Origin of the sequence: Serratia sp. CY47280 (assembly GCF_052168655.1) — a bacterium.
In the GTDB taxonomy this organism is placed as follows: Bacteria; Pseudomonadota; Gammaproteobacteria; order Enterobacterales; family Enterobacteriaceae; genus Serratia; species Serratia bockelmannii.
Window position 1 is genome coordinate 200,430 of sequence record NZ_JBJNMG010000003.1, and the last position, 20,182, is coordinate 220,611.

Below are 20,182 nucleotides of genomic sequence, written 5' to 3' on the forward strand. Positions count from 1 at the left end.
ATTGGACCGATTGCCCCTTTTTCCCGCGCTTTTTGCTACAGTATCCGCACTTGGATAAACAGGATCTGGCCATGCTCGTTATTATTTCCCCTGCAAAAACGCTCGATTACGAAAGCCCGCTGGCGACAGAACGCTTCACGCAGCCCGAACTGCTGGACAAGTCGAAACAGCTGATCAAAATTTGCCGCGAGCTGACGCCGGCGCAAATCGCCAGCCTGATGAGCATCAGCGACAAGCTGGCCGGGCTGAACGCCGCGCGCTTTAGCGAGTGGCAGCCGACATTTACCCCGGACAATGCCCGTCAGGCGCTGCTGGCGTTCAAGGGAGACGTTTACACCGGCCTGCAGGCGCAGGATTTCAACGAAGCCGATTTCGACTTCGCCCAGCAGCATCTGCGCATGCTGTCCGGCCTGTATGGCGTGCTGCGCCCGCTCGATCTGATGATGCCGTACCGGCTGGAGATGGGCATCAAGCTGGAAAACCCGAAGGGCAAAGACCTGTACAGCTTCTGGGGCGATCAGATCACCAAAAAGCTCAACGAAGCGCTGGAGCAACAGGGCGATGACGTGGTGGTCAATCTGGCGTCCGACGAGTATTTCAAGGCGGTGAAGCCGGCCAAACTGCACGGCGCGCTGATCAAACCGGTGTTCCTCGACGAGAAGAACGGCAAGTACAAGGTCATCAGTTTCTACGCCAAGAAAGCGCGCGGGTTGATGAGCCGCTTTATCATCAAAAATCGCCTGACGCGTAGCGAACAGCTGGTGGACTTCAACCTGGAAGGCTACGCCTTCGACGAAGCCGCCTCGCAGGGTAATGAACTGGTGTTCAAACGCCCGGAGCAGGCATAAAAAAAGCCGTCGCAAGACGGCTTTTCGCATTTTAGCCTGCTGAACTTCAGGCCGGCAGTCCCATCAGGAACTTGCGCAGCTCGCCGAAATTGGCCGGCAGCGAGTGCGACAGCAGCGGCAGATCGGCCCGCAGCGCCAGCGCTTTCGGCAACGGCAGTTCCTGGCCGAGGATCGCTTCTACGCTCTCTTTAAACTTGGCCGGATGCGCGGTACCGAGGAACAGGCCAAACTCTCCTTCCTGCAGCTGATCGCGCAGCGCGCGATAGGCAATGGCCGCGTGTGGTTCTGAGATATAGCCCAGCTCGGCCAGTTCACGCATCGTTTCCCTGGTGGTCTCATCGCTGACCGCCGCGTGACCCAGCTCTTTCAGTTGCCAGACCTTACGACGGAACAGCTCTTCCACGCGCGGCCAGTTGTTTGGCTGGCTGACGTCCATGGCGTTGGACAGCGTCGCGACCGTAGCGTGCGGCTGCCACTGGCCGCTGGTCAGGAAGCGCGGCACGGTGTCGTTGGCGTTGGTGGCGGCGATGAAGCGCTTCACCGGCAGACCCAGCGACTTGGCCAGCAGCCCGGCGGTCAGATCGCCGAAGTTGCCGCTCGGCACCGAAATGACCAGCTGATTGCGCGCTTCCTGCGGCAGCTGCGCCACCGCTTCGAAGTAGTAACAGATCTGCGCCAGCAAGCGGCTGATGTTGATCGAGTTGGCCGAGTTCAGGTGTAGCGCATCTTTCAACTCCTGATCGTCGAACGCCTGCTTCACCAGCGCCTGACAGGCGTCGAAGTCGCCGTCGATCGCCACGGTATGAATGTTGCCGCCCAGGGTGCAGAACAGCTTTTCCTGCAGCGGGCTGATTTTGCCCTGCGGATACAGGATCACCACCCGGACGTTTTTCAGGCCGTAGAAGGCGTGTGCCACGGCGGCGCCGGTGTCGCCGGAGGTGGCGGTCAAAATGGTCACCGGCTGATCGCCGGCCACTTCCGCCAGCATCTGCGCCATAAAGCGGCCTCCAAAGTCTTTGAACGCCAGCGTCGGGCCGTGGAACAGCTCCAGGCAGGAGACGTCTTCCGTCACTTTCGCCACCGGCGCCGGGAACTCAAAGGCGGCCTGTACGCGTTTCTTCAGCGCCGCTTCCGGCACCTCTTCGCCGATAAAGGCCGACAGAATGCGGCTGCTGCGGGTGACAAAATCCTGCTCCAGCAGCTGGTCGATCTCGGTCAGTTCGAACGCCGGCAACTCCAGCGGGAAAAACAGCCCCTGCTGCTTGCCCAGGCCTTGTTTGATCGCCTGCGCGAAGCTGACCTGCTCGTTGTGATCCTTAAGGTTGTACAGTTTCATGCGTTATCCCAGTAGTCGAGCGCCTGCGGTATCCAGACGGCAAATATGAACAAAACCTTCGTCGTTTTGCAGATAGTGTTGTTGCAGCCAGGCGGCCATGCGTTGCGCGGTGGCGCCGTCGTTGCAGACGGCGAACAGCGTCGGGCCGGAGCCGGAGATGCCGCAGGCCAGCGCGCCGATGTCCTGCGCCGCCTTGCGCGCTTCGGCGAAGCCCGGCAACAGCCGGGTGCGGTACGGTTCAGCGATCACGTCCTGCATTAATTTGGCGGCCAGCTGAGGCTGCCGGGTGTGGCAGGAGTGAATAAAGCCGGCCAGGTAGCGGCCGTGGCTGATACAATCCTGACGACGGTATTGTGCGGGTAAAATGGCGCGCGCTTCGGCGGTGGACACCTTGATGCCGGGATAGGCCATGACCCACAGCCAATCGTCGAAGCACGGCACCTCCTGGCTGATGATGCCTTCTTCTTCCAGCATCAGCTGCAGGCCACCCAAATAGCATGGCGCCACGTTGTCGTAATGCACGCTGCCGGAAATGCGCCCTTCCAGCTCGCCCATCAGGCCGAGCAGCGTCATTTTATCCAGCGGCCGATCGCAGAATTCGTTCATCGCCATCAGCCCAGCCACCACCGAACAGGCGCTGGAACCCAGCCCCGATCCGATCGGCATGTTCTTTTCCAACCGCATCGCCACCGGCACTTCGCGGCCGATCTCCTGGCAGAAACGCTCCCAGCATTGATAAACGATGTTCTCTTTCGGCTCGGCCGGCAGCTTGCTGACGAAGCGCCCGGCATTCTGCAAAGTGAACGTTTCGGCGGCTTCGACGCTGACGCAGTCGCCCAGCAGCGTGCCGTCGATCGGCGAAACCGCCGCGCCCAACACATCGAAACCGACGCTGACGTTACCGATCGAGGCCGGTGCATACACCTTAACCATATTAAACTCCCAACTTCCATGACAGTGTGCGCAGCAGATCGGCAAACACGCCCGCTGCGGTCACATCGTTACCGGCGCCGTAGCCGCGCAGCACCAGCGGCAGCGGCTGATAATAGCGGCTGTAGAAGGCCAGCGCGTTCTCGCCGTTCTTCACTTTATACAACGGATCGTTGCCGTCCACCGCCTCGATGCGCACCTTGCAGCGCCCTTCGTCGATCAGGCCGACATAGCGCAGCACCTTGCCTTGCTCGGCGGCGTTGGCCACGTTGCGCGCGAATTCTTTATCCAGCTCCGGCAGCCGCGCCAGGAACTGATCCACATCGCCCGACGCGTCGAAGGACGGCGGCAGCACCGCCTCAACCTCGATATCGCTCAGTTCCAGTTTGTAACCGGCCTCGCGCGCCAGGATCAGCAGCTTGCGCGCCACGTCCATACCGGACAGGTCGTCGCGCGGATCCGGTTCGGTGTAGCCGTTGGCCCTGGCCTGCAGGGTCGCAGCCGACAGCGACATCCCTTCGTCCAGCTTGCCGAAGATAAAGGACAGCGACCCGGACAGGATGCCGGAGAAGCGCACCAGCTCATCGCCGGCGTTCAGCAGGTTTTGCAGGTTCTCAATCACCGGCAGACCGGCGCCGACGTTGGTGTCATAGAGGAACTTGCGGTGCGAACCGGCAGCGGCCGCGCGCAGTTGCTGATAATAGTTCATCGACGAGGTGTTGGCCTTTTTGTTCGGCGTCACCACGTGGAAACCGTCCGCCAGGAAGTCCACGTATTGATCGGCCACCGCCTGGCTGGAGGTACAGTCGACGATCACCGGGTTCAGCAGATGATACTCCTTCACCAGCCGGATCAGGCGGCCGAGATTGAACGGCTCCTGCGCGCCGGCCAGCTCGTCGCGCCAGCTGTCCAGCGCGATGCCGTGCACGTTGGTCAGCATCACGCGCGAGTTGGCGATGCCGCACACCCGCAGATCGATATGTTTTTGCTTCAGCCACGGCTGCTGGCGGTAGACTTGCTCGATCAGCGCCCCGCCGACGCCGCCGACGCCGATGACGAACACTTCGATCACCTGATCGGTGTTGAACAGCATCTGGTGGCTAACGCGCACGCCGGTGGTGGCGGAATCATTGCTGACCACCACCGAAATTGAACGCTCGGAAGAGCCCTGGGCGATAGCGACGATATTGATGTTGGCGCGCGCCAGCGCGGAGAAGAAGCGCGCGGAGATGCCACGCAGGGTGCGCATGCCGTCACCGACCACCGAGATGATCGCCAGGCGTTCCATGACGTCCAGCGGATCCAGCACGCCGTCTTTCAGCTCCAGGTAGAACTCCTCCTCCAGCGCCCGGCGGGCGCGCTGCAGTTCACCCTGCGGCACGCAGAAGCTGATGCTGTATTCGGAAGAGGATTGGGTGATCAACACCACCGAAATGCCGGCGCGCGACATCACGGCGAACACCCGCGCGGCCATGCCGACCATGCCTTTCATGCCCGGGCCGGAGACGTTGATCATCGCCATGTTGTTCAGGTTGGTAATGCCTTTGACCGGCATCGCGTCATCGGTGCTGTCTTTACCGATCAGCGTGCCGGGGGCTTGCGGGTTAGAGGTGTTTTTAATCAGGCAAGGGATTTGGAACTGGGCAATCGGCGTGATGGTGCGAGGATGCAGCACTTTGGCGCCGAAGTAGGAGAGCTCCATCGCCTCCTGGTACGACATCGATTTCAGCAGCCTGGCGTCCGGTACGGTGCGCGGATCGCAGGTATACACGCCGTCGACGTCGGTCCAGATTTCGCAACAGTCGGCGCGTAGGCAGGCGGCCAGCACCGCGGCGGAATAGTCGGAGCCGTTGCGGCCCAACACCACCAGCTCGCCCTTGTCGTTACCGGCGGTGAAACCGGCCATCAGCACGATGTGGTCGGCCGGGATCGCCGCTGCGGCGATGCGCAGCGTGGACTCGGCGATGTCCACGGTAGACTCCAGGTAGTGGCCCTGCGCCAGCAGCTTCTCCACCGGGTTGATCACCGTGACCGGATAGCCCTTGGCGCGGAACACCCCTTCCATGATGGCGATGGAGAGTTTTTCGCCGCGGCAGATGATCGCCGCGTTCACGCTGTCCGGGCACTGCCCCAACAGCGAGACACCGTGCAGCACCTGCTTGAGTTGCGCGAACTCCTGATCGACCACGCCTTTCAGGCGATCGTATTCAAAGCCCGGCAGCGCCTGCGCCAGGCCGCTCAGCAGATCGGCAAAGATCCGCTCGGCGTCGCTGATATTCGGCAGAATGTCCTGACCCGCCACCGTCTTGTCGATCATCGCCACCAGATGGTTGGTGATCTTTGCGGGGGCGGACAAGACCGTGGCTACCTGTCCCTGACGCGCGTTACTCTCCATGATGTCGGCGACGCGCAGAAAACGTTCCGCATTCGCTACCGAGGTTCCGCCAAATTTCAGCACTCGCATGTGTCATCTCTCCGAATTTAAGCCGAAAAAAAAGCCCGCACTGATTAGGTGCGGGCTTTTTTCTGTGTTTCCTGTGCGCGTCAGCCCGCCCCGTTACCTGTGGTATCGGTGGTGGTAATAATTGTGGTTTTCAGGCTGATGTTGCGCATGTTGTCTGTCTGTCTCATGAAATACTCTGTCCCCTCTATTGGTTAAAGCAATCGCTATCCCAAGTCAAACTATTTCTTTTTTTTGCTTATTTTCCGTTCAGCGGCGACATTGCGCGATATCGGAGGTGAAAAGCAAAACGACAGAACAAAAAAACAACTTAAAGCCGATTTACTAGTGGATCACGCTGGGTAACCGTCTGATGGAGCCGCTATCACTTGGCGAGTTTTTTTTCGATGTCGTGCAGCAGCGTATGCAACATCGCCGTGTCTCGCTGTTGCAACGCCCCGAGGCGCTGATGCAGCCAATCGCGCAATTTTTGGTCATCGCCGACATCCAAAGCGTTCAACAAGGCATCGGCGCGGTGGCGCAGCGCTTTGAGTGGCCCTTCCGACGCCACCTTTTCCTGCGGCGTGCTGACGCCCATCAGGCTCGCCAACTGGTAGCAGTACACCATCACCGCCTGGCCCAGGTTAAGCGACGGGTAGTCCGCCTGCATCGGCACGCCGGTCAGCAAATCTGCCAGCGCCAGCTCTTCGTTGGTCAGGCCGGAATCTTCGCGGCCGAACACCAGCGCGGCCTGGCCGACCCACTGCTTACGCTCACTCAGCTGTTCCAGCAGCTCAGGCGGCGTGCAGTAGTAGTGAAAACGCGCGCGGCTGCGGGCGGTGGTGGCGACCGTGAAGTCTACATCCGCCAGCGCCTGTTCCAACGTGGCGAACGTTTGCACGCCGTCGAGGATCTCGCCGGCCCCGTGTGCCACCCAGCGTGCAGCCGGCTGCAGGTGCGCCTCGCTGTCGACGATGCGCAACGAAGCGAAGCCCATGGTTTTCATCGCGCGCGCCGCCGCGCCGACGTTTTCCGGCCGCGCCGGAGCCACTAAAACAATATGAAGCTGCATCACTCTTCCACCGAAGGCGGGCCTGCGCTTTTGACGGTATCGCAGCGCCCGCTTATATTTACAATTGCGTAACAATAAACGCGTTAATAGCAACAAACAAGATTAAACGGCTCGTTGAGCTAATAAATCCGCCGTAACAGTCATTATTCATGCTTATGTTTTACTGTATTTATTTATCAATGAGTTAAAACAAGACGATGATCAATAAGCGAATAATTGTATCCTATCGGGCCCGATAATGCTGAATCGTTCACAGAATTTGAGGTTCTGTGACTTAAACTGGCATTTCTGTAAGTGTTTTTCACAAATCTGTTAACGTGCTACAATTGAATTTGATATATGTCAACAAAGCGTAGTTTTGTTGGGTGATGAATTCGGCACGCGCTGTTATATTGCTGTTAATGGGGTTAGGATATGCGCCGATTTGGCACCCCAGGGGTTGTAGGGAACAGCATCCCCACCAGGCTAGCGATCTTGTTGACATGAGATGGAAAGTGCATCAAGAACGAGTTTACGTACTTTAGTCATTTGCTGAGAGGGAACGTGGCGCTATCTCTGCCCTCCTCTAAGAAAACAGAGACTTCTGTACTTCCTATTTTCTATTTTGTTGGCAATTTTAGGTAGCAAATATGCAGACCCCGCACATTCTGATTGTCGAAGACGAGTTAGTCACTCGTAACACCCTGAAGAGCATTTTCGAGGCGGAAGGCTACATTGTTCATGAAGCCAATGATGGTGCAGAGATGCACAATATCCTGTCTGAAAATGATATCAATCTGGTCATCATGGACATCAACCTGCCAGGCAAAAACGGCCTGCTGTTGGCGCGCGAACTGCGTGAACAGGCCAGCGTCGCCTTGATGTTCCTGACCGGCCGCGATAACGAAGTGGATAAGATCCTCGGCCTGGAAATCGGCGCCGACGATTACATCACCAAGCCGTTCAACCCGCGTGAGCTGACTATCCGCGCACGTAACCTGCTGTCGCGCACCATGAATCTGGGCAGCCTGGGCGAAGAGCGCCGCCTGGTCGAGAGCTACAAGTTCAACGGGTGGGAACTGGACATCAACAGCCGCTCGCTGATCAGCCCGGCCGGCGAACAGTACAAACTGCCGCGCAGTGAATTCCGCGCCATGCTGCACTTCTGCGAAAACCCGGGCAAGATCCAATCCCGCGGCGAACTGCTGAAGAAGATGACCGGTCGCGAACTGAAGCCACATGACCGCACCGTGGACGTCACCATCCGTCGCATTCGCAAACACTTCGAATCGACGCCGGACACGCCGGAAATCATCGCCACCATTCACGGCGAAGGCTACCGCTTCTGCGGCGAGCTGGAAGAGTAACTCCCGCCTGCCGTCATGAAAACGGGGTTCAGCATGCTGAACCCCGTTTTTTTTATTTCGTCTCAGCCCACGGCATGATCGGCACCGCGCTCAGCGCATTTTTCGGCGAGCCATCGATCACCTTGTCGGAATAGCTCAGGTAGATCAGTGAATTGCGCTTGGCGTCGTAGAAGCGCACCACCTGCAGCTTCTTGAACACCAGCGAAGTGCGTTTCTGGAACACCACATCGCCTTCCGCCTTGCCGTTTTTGATCTTGTCGCTCAGCTCTATAGGCCCGACCTGCTGGCAGGAAATGGCCGCGTCGGCGGTGTCTTCCGCCAGCCCCAGGCCGCCTTTGATACCGCCGGTTTTGGCGCGGCTGATATAACAAGTTACATTTTTAACATCCGGATCGTCGAACGCTTCGACCACGATTTTGTGGTCCGGCCCCAACAATTTAAACACCGTATCAACGGAGCCCACTTGCTCCGCCTGTGCGCTTCCCACGGTTGCGCAAACCAAACCGAATAAAAATATCCAGCTTTTTTTCATTTACTTAACTCCGATATAACCTTGCCGCAAAAATAGGTTCGGCGATCGCCATTATTTATGTCTAAGCTCACGGAATCGGTTTTATACGGGTCCGCACCGTCCGTTTTAGCACAGAGCGTGACAAAAATCTTTGAGAGTCGCGGAGTAAAAAAGTTGCTATGATGCGGCGTCGTTATTTCTTTGCGCCCACTACGGTGTACCCCAATCCAACTCTGGCGCGGCATGCGCAGCAGAGGCAAAGAGTGCAACGCATAATGGCTCATGGATCGGTCTGATAGCGCAGCACCAGCGTGACGAATCAACAGTTCGGGTTCCTACCCCCAAGCTTTACGAGGAAGATCTATGGATCAAGCCGGTATCATTCGTGATCTGCTTAGCTGGCTGGAAAGCCATTTGGACCAACCCTTGTCGCTGGATAACGTGGCGGCCAAGGCCGGCTACTCCAAATGGCATCTGCAACGGATGTTCAAAGATATTACCGGTAATGCCATCGGTGCTTACATCCGGGCAAGGAGACTGTCCAAAGCCGCCGTCGCGCTGCGTCTGACCAGCCGGCCGATTTTGGATATCGCCCTGCAATATCGTTTCGACTCGCAGCAGACCTTCACCCGCGCCTTCAAAAAACAGTTTGCGCAAACGCCGGCGCTGTACCGCCGCGCCGAGGACTGGAATGCGTTCGGCATCTGTCCGCCGATCCGTCTGGGGGCCTTCACTCTGCCGCAGCCGGAATTCGTCTCGCTGCCAGACAAACACCTGGTCGGCCTGACCCAAAGCTACTCCTGTACGCTGGAACAGATCACCACCGTGCGCACTGAACTGCGCTCGCAGTTCTGGCGTCAGTTCCTCGGTGACGTCGAAACCCTGCCGCCGGTGCTGTACGGGCTGCACCACTCGCGCCCAAGCCAGGAGAAGGACGACGAACAGGAAGTGCTGTATACCACGGCGCTGGAGCCGGATCAGGTGCCTGACAAGGTACAGGAAGGCCAGCCGCTGGTGTTGCCGGGCGGTGAGTTTGCGATGTTCAGCTACGAAGGGCCAACCGAGAACCTGCAAGACTTTATTCTGACGGTGTACGGCACCTGCCTGCCGGCGCTCCAGCTGACGCGCCGCAAAGGGCACGACATCGAACGCTTCTACCCGAAAGGCGAGCGCCGTCCGCATCAGGCGCCTATCGAGATCAAGTGCGATTACCTGATCCCGATTCGGCGTTAACGCTGCAGTTCGTCCAACGCGGGCATGTCCAGGTGCGTGACATCGCCCGCCGTTTCCACGATCCAGCCGGAAGCCAGCCACGGGCTCTGCTGATGATCGACGCGCGACAGTGAGCAGTTGCGCAAGCGCAAGCGGCGTTCCGCATAGGCCGGCAGCCCCAGCACCGTACTGATCAAACACCCCAAAGCGATGCCATGACTGACGAGCAGCGGCTTGCTGCCTTCCGGCAGCATCAGGCAGCTCTCCAGCGCGGCGCGCATGCGCTCGCCGAGTTCCTCCATGGATTCGCCTTGAGGGATACGGCCGTCAGGAGTACCATCGACCATCTGTTTGCGCCACTGCTCTTCCTGCGGCGTCAAACTGTCGATCAGGCGTTCTTCCAGAACCCCCATGTGCAGCTCACGCAAACGCGGATCGCCAATCACTTCGCAGCCACAGGCTTCGGCGATGATTTGCGCGGTGCGGCGCGTGCGCCCCAGATCGCTGGTAATGATGTGCGTAATGCCTTCTTTGCTGACCCGCCTGGCGACCAGACGGGCCTGGTGTTCACCCATGGCGGTTAACGGGCTGTCGGACTGACCCTGGATGCGGCGAGCCGCGTTCCATTCCGTTTCGCCATGGCGAACGAGGTATACCTGTAACATTTTTGTTTTCCGTTATACTGCGTGAAATTTGCGTTTATCCCCGGCCCGGCGGCGCTTTTGCCGCTGCCCGGCGTATCGGCCAGAAGGATATCAAACCCGTTATGTACCATGTTGTCGCTGCAACTACCAACCCGGCAAAGATCAAGGCTATTCAACTCGCCTTCGATGACGTCTTTGGCGCGGGCCAATACCGCATTGAATCCGTTGACGTCGCCAGCGGCGTCTCGCTGCAGCCGATAGGCAACCACGAAACCCGCACCGGTTCGCGTCAACGCGTCATGGAAGCGCGCCAGGTCAGGCCCGAGGCCGATTTTTGGGTCGGCGTGGAAGCCGGGATTGAAGAGAATATGACCTTCGCCTGGATGACCATCGAGAACCCGCACATCCGTGGCGAATCCCGCTCGGCGAGCCTGATGCTGCCGGAAGTCATCTTACAAGGTATTCGCGCCGGTCGCGAATTGGGCAGCGAAATGGCGGCGATCACCGGCAACGCCGAGGTGAAACGTCAGGGCGGCGCCATCGGCGTCTTCACCGACGGCCGGCTGAGCCGCACCAGCGTTTACCACCAGGCGCTGCTGCTGGCGCTGGTGCCGTTCCACAACGCCATCTATCAGCAATAACGCTGAGTCTGCTAGGGCGCGTCGTGCAGCAACTGCTGCTCAAGCCACTGTTTCAGCGCGGGTGAAGCCGCTTTCAGGCTGTTAGAACCGCGGGTGATGGTGGCGATCCCCGCGCCCAGTTCATTTTTCAGCTCGCGCTGGCTCATCTCGCCGCGCATCAATTCCTGAATGATCCGCACCCGGGTGCCCAGCGCGGTGCGCTCGTCCGGCGTCAACATCAGCTGCAACAGCGGTTGATGAAGTTCTTGCGCAAACGAATTCTGCAGCAGCGCGACGAAGCGCAGCCAATCCTCATTGCCTTGTTCTGAAAGAGCGGGGTCGTTTAACGATAATTGCGTCATGGCAGCCACCATACTATTTAACTAGTACAGCAGCATACCATAGGGCCGTCAAAATCAATAACGTCTCTGCCACTCGGCGTCGGTCAGCACCTTGGCCGGCCGGTGCGTCAGATAACGGTAAAACGCATCATAAGCCAGCACGTTCTTGACGTAGCCGCGGGTTTCAGAGAACGGAATGCTTTCGATGAACGCCACCGGATCGATCCGCCCCGCGCTGTTGCCCAGCCAGGTATTCACCCGCGACGGGCCGGCATTATAGGCGGCGCTCGACAGAATGCGGTTGCGGCCGAACTGCTGATAGACCGACTCCAGATAGCTGGTGCCGATGGTGATATTGGTCTGCGGATCGAACAGTTGGCTCGGGCCGACATAGCCGGGAATATTGAACATCTGCACCGTATGCTGCGCGGTGCGCGGCATCACCTGCATCAGGCCGGCGGCACCGACCGGCGACTGCGCCTTCGGATTCCAGGCGCTCTCCTGGCGCGCGATCGCCATCGCATAGCTGCTGGTGATCCCCTTGTCATCGGTGGCGCGGCGGAACTCCTGTGGCCAAGCGACCGGGAAGCGTTCCTCCAGATGATCCCACAGCTTGCCGACGATGGTCGCCTGCACGCTCAGATCGGCCCATTTTTGCTCAAAGGCGTAGCGCGCCAGTGCCTCTTGTTCCGGCCGGCTGCGGCTGGCGACGTAGGAGCCCCATTCGCTGCGGGCCAGGTTGTCCATATTCCAGTACATCAGCTCGCGTACCCGGGCGACCTCCGGCCCGTCGACCAGCGACGTGCGCGGCTTGGCCGCCACCGCCACCATCACCGGATAAGTGGCGTTCAGCTTCTGCGCCGCCACCATCGGATAGAAACCGCGTTCGGTCATCAGGTTGCGCAACATCTCCTCGCCTTCGGCGCGTTTGCCTTCGTCCATCAGCTGACTGGCGCGCCAGTAGCGCCACTCATCCTTGTTGCGCGACGCTTCCGGCAGACGGGCCAGCCAGGTCGCGACGCCCTGCCGATCGCCGTTACCCAGCGCCATGCGCACCCGGCGCTCCAGCAGCGAAGGCGAACGGCTGCGCAGAATCACCTGATCGCGCCACTGCGCCTGTTCATAGGTAGCGTCGCTGCCCATCAGGCGCCAGGCCACCGACTCTTCCAGCCCCAGCCGCTCGTCGTCGCTCATTTTCTGCAGCCGCGCGAGCGTCGGGATCATCGCCCGCGCGTTTTCCACATCCTGCCGCGCCAGGCGTTCAAAGGCGATGCCGGTGGCGGCACGGGTAAAGTCGGTCGGCCCTACGCTGCGGGCGAAGGCTTCCACGGTGGTCGGATCGTTTTGCAAGCGCACCAGGGCGTTGCCCATGGTTTGATAGTCGGCCGGCAGTTGGCTGTAAAGGTTGCTGACCAGCGAGCTGTTGCCCTCTTTCAGCGCCAGCTTCATACGCGCCAGAATATCCAGCGGCGTTTGCTTGCCTGCGCCGCGCCAGACGCTGAACAGCCGATCGCAGGCGCTCGGCAACGTTTTGCCGTTCAACCACAGTTCATCGGCGCCGCTCCAGGCCGCCTGCTGGTCGCCGGTAGCCCATTTGGCGTAGTAATAGTTGCAGCGCGCCGCCACCGGTTTGGGCGGCTGTGGGCTGAAGGCCAGCAGGGTGCGCCAGTCTTCGCGCCGCGCCAGCTCATTGACGAAGCGCGGCGCCAGCGATTTCGCCGGCGGCAGCGTCGGGTTGCGCTTGATAAAGTCGTTCACCTCGGAGAACCCCGCCTGGCTAAGATCCTGTGTCAGCTCGCGGTATTCCAGGTAAGGATAAAGCGGATAATCACGCAGCGTCGGCATCAGCTGCGCCACCACGTCCATCTGATTGCCGTCCCACGCCTGTTTGATCTGCTGGTAGCGCTGACGTTGCGCATCCAGAGAATCCGCCAGCGCCGCGCCTGAAAACGCCGTCAGGCACAGCCCCATTGCCAACAGCCGTCGCTTGTCCACCTTGACCATCCTCGCTCTTTCCTCACTGGTTGTACCGAGGGAGCCGCCCAGCCCCCCCGGTGACCGCCGCGCACGGCGCCGCGGGACAAAATAAAGCCGGGCGCACGGCCCGGACGCAGATATCTACCATAGACAGCGCAATCGCTTATCCATTCAATACTGTAGAAGAAGAAGTGTATCGCCATGACGGGAGCCAGGTAAAAAACGTTTACTTTGACTGACAAATCAGGTCGCAGGGATATTTCCAGTCACCGGATTTTTATTAACCGGCCCGGTGTTTATGAAAGAAGTAAAATGCTTTTTAATTATTAGCTATCACATTATTTCATTTGAGATATGAGCCCGCCGTTGCGCAAATCGCCTGACAGCTGGCCAAACGCGCCAACTTTGCAGAAAAGCGGTGGCAAACCCGGGTAGGCATTTTTATACTATCAAAAATAAGTAGGATAATTCCGAGAAAACAGCACATAAAGCGCCCAACGAAGACATCTTATAATACAATCCGCGCCAATTATGGGTTAGATAGTGTTCATTAGGCAGTGCGACTGACAGCTTTCAGCAAAACGATAGTCCCTTCAAGCGGGCCGGATTTTTCCTTGTCAGGCCACGGCCTGCGGGCGGTGGATCAGGCCGGAATGGCGGGTGAAGATGGCGAATAAGACCGCGATAGCAATGCGTTGCGCAAAAAGCCCCGAGCCGGGCTTCCTTGGCGCACGCCTGAATATCGGTCGCCTGCTGCTGATCGTTTTGTTAGCGCTGCTGACGTTGTCCGGGCCTGCGCACGCCGCCGATGATCCCTATCAAAAGCGCACGCACGCCGTGACGACCGTGGTGGTAGGCATCATCAGCTACGCCCGCTGGTCGCGTGAACCCAATCCGATCCGCTTGTGCGTGACCGCGCCCACCCAGTATGCCGAAGGGCTGTTCGATCCGATCCTGCTGAGCGCGCCGCGCCCGATTAAAGCCGAGCGCGTGCCGTTCGACAGCCCAACGCTGAGTACCGGCTGCGATGTCATCTACTTAGGGAACATCACCGCCGCGCAGAGACAAAATTTCATGCAGCGCATTTCCGGCAACTCCATTCTCAGCATCAGCGAAAACGATAGCGAATGCTCCGCCGGCAGCGCTTTTTGCCTGCAGATCGATGGGGACCAGGCCAGTTTCAAGGTCAACCTGGACGCTCTGGCGCGCAGCGGCGTGCGCGTTCACCCCAACGTGCTGCAGCTGGCACGCAAACAGGCGCCGCCGCTATGAGGCTGTTGCGTAGAAACCGCTCCGGCAATGCGCGCCCGACGCTGGGCCGAGTGCTGCAGCGGGTGCATCTTGGGCTGGCGCTGATCGCCGTCGGCACCGCCGGCATCTTTTTGACGCTGGTGGCGCTGTTTGCGCTGCGCGCCTATGCCAATCACAACCTGCACCTGATCGCGCGCTCCATCAGCTATACCGTCGAAGCCGCCGTAGTGTTTGAAGATCGCACTGCCGCGCGCGAGGCGCTGATGCTGATCGCCTCCAACGAAGAGGTATCGGACGTGCGGATCCTCGACAACAACGGCAAGATGCTAGCCAACTGGCGCCATCCCACCGATGGGCCGCTGCATGGCCTTGAGCAGATCGTCGCGCACTGGGCGCTGCCCGAGCCGGTCATTCTGCCTATCACCCACGAGGGCAAGCAGGTCGGTCAGGTCTGGCTGAGCGGTAACGGCGGCAGCTTGCTGCGTTTCCTGTTGCGCGGCATGGTCGGTATGATCGCCTGCCTGGTGCTCAGCACCCTGTGCGCCCTGGTGTTGTCGCGCCGTATGCTGGTCGGCATCGTCAGTTCGCTGGACGACATCGCCAATGTGGCGCATGCGGTGCGCCGCGATCGCACCTTCGGCCTGCGGGTGCCGTCGGCGCCTATCGCCGAGTTGCATGAACTCAGCAACGATTTCAACGGCTTGCTCGACGAGCTGGAGGCCTGGCAGGCTCATCTGAAGCAGGAGAACGACTCGCTGGCGCACCGGGCGACGCACGACAGCCTGACCGGTTTGCCGAACCGCGCCTTCTTCGAAGGACGGCTGAGCCGGGCGCTGGGCGATATCGAATCGCCGGCGAAATTGGCGGTGCTGTTTATCGACGGCGATCGTTTCAAGGAGGTGAACGACAGTTACGGCCACGCCGCAGGCGACGCGGTGCTGACCACCATTGCCGGACGCATTCGCGCGCAGCTGCGCGAAACCGATCTGGTCGCACGCCTGGGAGGGGATGAATTCGCCGTGCTGCTGGCGCCGGTACACGGCACGGAAGATGTCTTGCAGATCGCTGACAACATCATCGACTGCATGACGCAACCGGTCATTTTGCCGAACGACGAGACGGTCATTACCTCTCTGAGTATCGGTATTGCGCTGTACCCTGATCACGCGTCGACGCCTCAGGGTCTTTTGCACGAAGCTGACGATGCGATGTATCAGGCAAAGCATCGTTATAACGGAGGCTGGCGGCTGGCTATACATAAATAAGAGCCCCGGCTATAACACTTGAACTAGGGATTTTGACTATGATACAGCAACTGTTTAAAGGTCGTTTTTCACTGCTGGCGATGGCGTTCGTCGCCCTGCTGGCGCTCGCCGGCTGCCAGAGCAAACCGCAGGGCCTGACGCCCGAGCAGGTTGCACTGCTGCAATCGCAGGGCTTCAAACTGACCGATAACGGCTGGGAGTTCGGCCTGTCGGATAAAGTGCTGTTCGGCAACAATATCGGCAAGCTGAACCCGGAAAGCACCGAGACGGTGCAGAAGATGGGCCGTGCGCTGCTGAGCGTCGGCATCACCAAGTTCCGCCTGGACGGCCATACCGACAACTACGGTGAAGACAGCTACAACGACCAGCTATCCCTGCGCCGCGCCGATGCGGTGGCCGATCTGCTGGCCAGCGTCGGCATTCCGCGCGCCAATATCGAAACTCGCGGCATGGGCAAACGCGACCCCGTTGCCGATAACCGCACCTCCAGCGGCCGCGCGGAAAACCGCCGCGTCGCGATCGTCGTCACGCCATAAGCCACCAATATGCGCCTTTATCGGCGCATAAACGGTTATACTTAGCGATCGCTGAGCGATGTCTGGGATCCGAGATCGAAACGGGCTACACTCATGCCGCCAGACATCCTATAAATACTGATATAGAGAGGCTTAGAGCAACGTGGCTCAATACGTCTATACCATGCACCGCGTCGGCAAGGTAGTACCGCCGAAGCGTCATATTTTGAAAAACATCTCCCTGAGCTTCTTCCCTGGGGCAAAAATCGGCGTACTGGGCCTGAACGGCGCCGGTAAGTCCACCCTGCTGCGCATCATGGCCGGCATCGATACCGATATCGAAGGGGAAGCGCGCCCGCAGCCGGGCATCAAGATCGGTTATCTGCCGCAGGAGCCGCAGCTTAACCTCGAACACACCGTGCGTGAATCGGTGGAAGAAGCGCTGGCGGAAGTGGTCGGCGCGCTGAAACGCCTGGACGAAGTGTACGCACTGTACGCGGAAGAAGGCGCAGACTTCGACAAGCTGGCCGCCGAACAGGGCCGCCTGGAAGAGATCATTCAGGCGCACGACGGTCACAACCTCAACGCTCAACTGGAACGCGCCGCCGATGCGCTGCGCCTGCCGGACTGGGACGCCAAAATCGCCCACCTGTCCGGGGGTGAACGCCGCCGCGTCGCGCTGTGCCGCCTGCTGCTGGAAAAACCGGACATGCTGCTGCTGGACGAACCGACCAACCACCTGGACGCCGAGTCCGTGGCCTGGCTGGAACGCTTCCTGCACGACTTCGAAGGCACCGTGGTGGCGATCACCCACGACCGTTACTTCCTGGATAACGTGGCCGGCTGGATCCTCGAACTGGACCGCGGCGAAGGCATTCCGTGGGAAGGCAACTACTCGTCCTGGCTGGAGCAGAAAGACGCGCGTCTGGCGCAGGAAGCGTCCGCCGAAGCCGCTCGTCGCAAGTCGATCGAGAAAGAGCTGGAGTGGGTGCGTCAGGGTGCCAAAGGCCGTCAGTCCAAAGGCAAGGCCCGTTTGGCCCGCTTCGAAGAGCTGAACAACACCGAATACCAGAAACGTAACGAAACCAACGAACTGTTCATCCCACCTGGCGCACGCCTGGGCGATAAAGTGGTCGAAGTCAGCAACCTGCGCAAGTCCTACGGCGACCGCCTGCTGATCGATGACCTGTCGTTCTCGGTGCCGAAAGGGGCAATCGTCGGCATCATCGGCCCGAACGGCGCGGGTAAATCCACGCTGTTCCGCATGATGTCCGGTCAGGAGCAGCCTGATTCCGGCAGCATCGTGTTGGGCGATACCGTCAAGCTGGCGTCCGTCGATCAGTTCCGCGACAGCATGGACGGTTCGAAAACCGTGTGGGAAGAAGTCTCCGGCGGGCAGGACATCATGCGCATCGGCAACACCGAGATGCCGAGCCGTGCCTATGTCGGCCGCTTCAACTTCAAGGGCGTCGATCAGGGCAAACGCGTGGGCGAGCTGTCCGGCGGTGAGCGTGGCCGTCTGCACCTGGCCAAGCTGCTGCAGGTTGGCGGCAACGTGCTGCTGCTCGATGAACCGACCAACGACCTGGATATCGAAACCTTGCGCGCACTGGAAAACGCCCTGCTGGAATTCCCTGGCTGCGCCATGGTGATCTCGCACGACCGTTGGTTCCTCGACCGTATCGCCACCCACATCCTGGACTACCAGGACGAGGGCAAGGTGGAATTCTTCGAAGGCAACTTCACCGAGTACGAAGAGTACAAGAAGCGTACGCTGGGCGCCGACGCGCTCGAGCCGCACCGCATCAAGTACAAGAAGATCGCCAAGTAATACGCAAGGCGCCGCATGCGGCGCCTTTTTTTTACTCCCGCGCCAGCTCGCGCGCGTAGTCGTCGAACGCCGGATGCTGCAGCACCACATCGATGAAACAGGCCAGCGCCGGGGAATTCAGCTTGCGGCTCGGGTAGACCAGATACAGCTCGTTCCCTTCCGCACGCCACGCCGGCAACACCTCCACCAACAGCTTCTGCGCCACCACCTCGCGGCTGAGAAACGCCGGCAGCAGCGTGATGCCGGCACCGGCAATGGCACATTCGCGTGCATACAGCAGGTTGTCGGTGGTGTGCGCCAGCGGCAGCTGCCAGCGGTAATAATCGTCGCCGCAGCGCAGGTTCCAGGCCGTCCAAGCCCGATGGGCGATGCAACGATGCTGCTGCAGTTGCTGTGGGTGTTCGATCGGCGGATGCTGCGCCAGATAGGATGGCGCAGCCAACAGATAGCGCGGCGCGTACCCGAGGCGGCGGCCGATCAGTGAAGAATCCTGCGGCTTGCCGGTACGCAGTGCGGCGTCGTAACCTTCCTGCACCAGATCCACCATGGCGTCGGACACCGACACCTCCAGCGAAACGTCCGGGTACTGGCGCTGAAAATCCGCCGCCAGCCGCGCCACCAGGGTTGCCCCTAGCCCGGCAGGCGTCGAGATGCGCAGGCGGCCGCTCGGGTTATCGCGCAGCCGCTGCAGCGCCAGATCGGCGCGTTCGGCGGCGGACATCATCGCCTGACAATGCTCCAGATAACGCTCACCGGCGAAGGTCAGGTTCAGCTGGCGCGTGGTGCGATTGAGCAATCGCAGCCCCAGCGTTTGTTCGAGCTGGCTGATACGCTGGCTGACGCTGGACTTCGGCAGCCCGACGCGCTGCGCGGCGGCGGTAAAACTGCCGCACTCCGCCACCAGCGCGAACAGCGCCATGTCCTGCAGCTGTTTGAATTCCATTGTTCACCTTAAACGAACACTCCGTTAGATATTGTCCATCTTATCACCCCACTGCTGCGGGTCTACACTGGAGGCATCATTTGAAAGGAGTACAATCATGTCGATAAAAGCCATTGCCGTAGACCCGCAGAACCCCGCCGGTTTCATCGAAATCTCACCGGAGAAGCCGGTACCCGGTCAGTACGATCTGCTGGTGGAAGTGAAAGCGGCGTCGGTCAATCCGGTGGACACCAAAGTGCACGCCGGTCTGCAGAAAAGCGGCCTGCAGCAGCCACGCGTCCTTGGCTGGGACGCCAGCGGCATCGTGGTGGGCGTGGGCAGCAGCGTCAGCGGCTTCAAGCCCGGCGATGAAGTGTGGTACGCCGGCGACATCACCCGGCCCGGCAGCAACAGCAGCCACCAGCTAATCGACTCACGCATCGCCGCGCACAAACCGCGCAGCCTGAACTGGGCCGAGTCCGCCGCCATGCCGCTCACCGCCCTCACCGCCTGGGAAGCGCTGTTCGAACACCTGAACATTCAGGACGCGCCGGAGCACAAGACGCTGCTGATCATCGGCGGCGCCGGCGGTGTCGGCTCGCTGGCCATTCCGCTGGCCGCATTGCGCAGCAAGGTGAAAGTAATCGCTACCGCCTCAAGGCCGGAATCCGCCGCCTGGTGCCGTGAGCGCGGCGCCGATCTGGTGGTGGATTACCGCGATCTGAAGGGCAACCTGGCGCAGCAGGGCATCGAGCAGGTGGATTACATCCTGTGTCTGAACGACACCGACGGCCACTGGCCGGCGATGGCCGAGCTGGTCGCGCCGCTCGGCCATATCTGCACCATCGTCGAGAACGCGCAGCCGTTGGATCAAAACGCGCTGAAGCTGAAAAGCGCCGCACTGCACTGGGAATTCATGTTCACCCGCAGCATGTTCACCACCCCGGACATCGCGCAACAGGGCAAGATCCTGCAGCAAGTGGCGCAGCTGCTGGACGAGGGCAAGCTGAGCACCACGCTGAGCGAAACCCTGCACGGGCTGTCGGTAGACACGCTGACCGCCGCACATCAACAGCTACTCGGCGGCCACATGCATGGCAAGCTGGTTATCGCTTACTAAG

At 60.0% G+C, this 20,182-nt stretch carries 19 protein-coding genes and 1 other annotated feature; of the genes, 9 read left to right on the forward strand and 10 right to left on the reverse strand.

Annotated elements, in window-relative coordinates; translation table 11 throughout:
* The first annotated feature begins 71 nt into the window (after positions 1-71).
* Complete coding sequence (gene yaaA, locus ACJ8J4_RS15230; protein WP_043136008.1) at positions 72-848, forward strand: peroxide stress protein YaaA; 777 nt, start codon at positions 72-74, stop codon at positions 846-848.
* Between the two features lie 46 nt (positions 849-894).
* Here the strand turns inward: yaaA and thrC are convergent, their stop codons facing one another.
* From thrC to ACJ8J4_RS15255, 5 genes are all read right to left on the reverse strand, one after another.
* Positions 895-2,184: a threonine synthase gene (gene thrC / locus ACJ8J4_RS15235; RefSeq protein WP_043136010.1), complete on the reverse strand. Its 1,290-nt coding sequence runs from the start codon at positions 2,182-2,184 to the stop codon at positions 895-897.
* Between the two features lie 3 nt (positions 2,185-2,187).
* Positions 2,188-3,117 carry a homoserine kinase gene (gene thrB, locus ACJ8J4_RS15240; protein WP_043136013.1) on the reverse strand — a complete coding sequence of 310 codons (930 nt, stop codon included), beginning with the start codon at positions 3,115-3,117 and terminating at the stop codon, positions 2,188-2,190.
* A 1-nt stretch (position 3,118) separates the two neighbouring features.
* Positions 3,119-5,578, reverse strand: coding sequence for a bifunctional aspartate kinase/homoserine dehydrogenase I (thrA, locus tag ACJ8J4_RS15245; RefSeq protein ID WP_043136016.1), 2,460 nt, complete (start codon positions 5,576-5,578; stop codon positions 3,119-3,121).
* Positions 5,579-5,602: 24 nt separating this feature from the next.
* Positions 5,603-5,720 (reverse strand) — a sequence feature (Thr leader region).
* Positions 5,659-5,745, reverse strand: coding sequence for a thr operon leader peptide (thrL, locus tag ACJ8J4_RS15250; RefSeq protein ID WP_071525951.1), 87 nt, complete (start codon positions 5,743-5,745; stop codon positions 5,659-5,661). It overlaps the preceding feature by 62 nt.
* Before the next feature lie 194 nt (positions 5,746-5,939).
* Entirely contained in the window at positions 5,940-6,626 is a 687-nt protein-coding gene (locus ACJ8J4_RS15255; RefSeq protein WP_043136020.1) for a tRNA/rRNA methyltransferase, read from the reverse strand.
* A gap of 629 nt (positions 6,627-7,255) precedes the next feature.
* Here ACJ8J4_RS15255 and arcA point away from each other — a divergent pair.
* Positions 7,256-7,972 carry a two-component system response regulator ArcA gene (arcA, locus tag ACJ8J4_RS15260; protein ID WP_025305229.1) on the forward strand — a complete coding sequence of 239 codons (717 nt, stop codon included), beginning with the start codon at positions 7,256-7,258 and terminating at the stop codon, positions 7,970-7,972.
* A 52-nt stretch (positions 7,973-8,024) separates the two neighbouring features.
* On the opposite strand, the gene creA is transcribed toward arcA, so the two are convergent.
* Positions 8,025-8,504: a protein CreA gene (creA, locus tag ACJ8J4_RS15265; RefSeq protein ID WP_004933005.1), complete on the reverse strand. Its 480-nt coding sequence runs from the start codon at positions 8,502-8,504 to the stop codon at positions 8,025-8,027.
* A 342-nt stretch (positions 8,505-8,846) separates the two neighbouring features.
* Between creA and robA the strand changes: the two genes are divergently transcribed.
* Positions 8,847-9,716 (forward strand): MDR efflux pump AcrAB transcriptional activator RobA, encoded by an 870-nt coding sequence (gene robA / locus ACJ8J4_RS15270; protein ID WP_025305228.1) that lies wholly within the window; start codon positions 8,847-8,849, stop codon positions 9,714-9,716.
* Here robA and gpmB read toward each other — a convergent pair.
* The gene (gene gpmB / locus ACJ8J4_RS15275) at positions 9,713-10,360 is read right to left on the reverse strand and encodes a 2,3-diphosphoglycerate-dependent phosphoglycerate mutase GpmB (protein WP_025305227.1); all 648 of its coding nucleotides are present in this window, start codon (positions 10,358-10,360) and stop codon (positions 9,713-9,715) included. The genes robA and gpmB overlap by 4 nt on opposite strands.
* A 101-nt stretch (positions 10,361-10,461) precedes the next feature.
* On the opposite strand from gpmB, the gene yjjX reads away from it, so the two are divergent.
* Entirely contained in the window at positions 10,462-10,980 is a 519-nt protein-coding gene (gene yjjX, locus ACJ8J4_RS15280; RefSeq protein ID WP_004933015.1) for an inosine/xanthosine triphosphatase, read from the forward strand.
* Positions 10,981-10,991: 11 nt separating this feature from the next.
* Here the strand turns inward: yjjX and trpR are convergent, their stop codons facing one another.
* Positions 10,992-11,321, reverse strand: coding sequence for a trp operon repressor (gene trpR / locus ACJ8J4_RS15285; protein ID WP_016929152.1), 330 nt, complete (start codon positions 11,319-11,321; stop codon positions 10,992-10,994).
* A 54-nt stretch (positions 11,322-11,375) separates the two neighbouring features.
* A complete protein-coding gene (sltY, locus tag ACJ8J4_RS15290; protein ID WP_038630194.1) occupies positions 11,376-13,304 on the reverse strand; it encodes a murein transglycosylase in 1,929 nt (642 codons plus the stop codon).
* Positions 13,305-13,937: 633 nt separating this feature from the next.
* On the opposite strand from sltY, the gene ACJ8J4_RS15295 reads away from it, so the two are divergent.
* The 4 genes from ACJ8J4_RS15295 to ettA all read left to right on the forward strand — a co-directional run bounded on the left by ACJ8J4_RS15295 (position 13,938) and on the right by ettA (position 18,139).
* The gene (locus ACJ8J4_RS15295; protein ID WP_025305224.1) at positions 13,938-14,549 is read left to right on the forward strand and encodes a YfiR family protein; all 612 of its coding nucleotides are present in this window, start codon (positions 13,938-13,940) and stop codon (positions 14,547-14,549) included.
* On the forward strand, positions 14,546-15,793 hold the full coding sequence (locus ACJ8J4_RS15300) for a diguanylate cyclase domain-containing protein (RefSeq protein WP_025305223.1): 1,248 nt from the start codon (positions 14,546-14,548) through the stop codon (positions 15,791-15,793). Before ACJ8J4_RS15295 ends, ACJ8J4_RS15300 begins: the two co-directional genes overlap by 4 nt.
* Before the next feature lie 38 nt (positions 15,794-15,831).
* On the forward strand, positions 15,832-16,329 hold the full coding sequence (locus ACJ8J4_RS15305; RefSeq protein ID WP_016929155.1) for an OmpA family protein: 498 nt from the start codon (positions 15,832-15,834) through the stop codon (positions 16,327-16,329).
* A 142-nt stretch (positions 16,330-16,471) separates the two neighbouring features.
* On the forward strand, positions 16,472-18,139 hold the full coding sequence (gene ettA, locus ACJ8J4_RS15310) for an energy-dependent translational throttle protein EttA (protein ID WP_025159620.1): 1,668 nt from the start codon (positions 16,472-16,474) through the stop codon (positions 18,137-18,139).
* Positions 18,140-18,170: 31 nt separating this feature from the next.
* Here the strand turns inward: ettA and ACJ8J4_RS15315 are convergent, their stop codons facing one another.
* Positions 18,171-19,082 (reverse strand): LysR family transcriptional regulator, encoded by a 912-nt coding sequence (locus ACJ8J4_RS15315; RefSeq protein WP_025305222.1) that lies wholly within the window; start codon positions 19,080-19,082, stop codon positions 18,171-18,173.
* 97 nt (positions 19,083-19,179) lie between these two features.
* Here ACJ8J4_RS15315 and ACJ8J4_RS15320 point away from each other — a divergent pair, with 97 nt between their 5' ends.
* Positions 19,180-20,181, forward strand: a complete 1,002-nt coding sequence (locus ACJ8J4_RS15320) for a zinc-binding alcohol dehydrogenase family protein (protein ID WP_043136037.1) — start codon at positions 19,180-19,182, stop codon at positions 20,179-20,181.
* Position 20,182 lies beyond the last annotated feature (1 nt).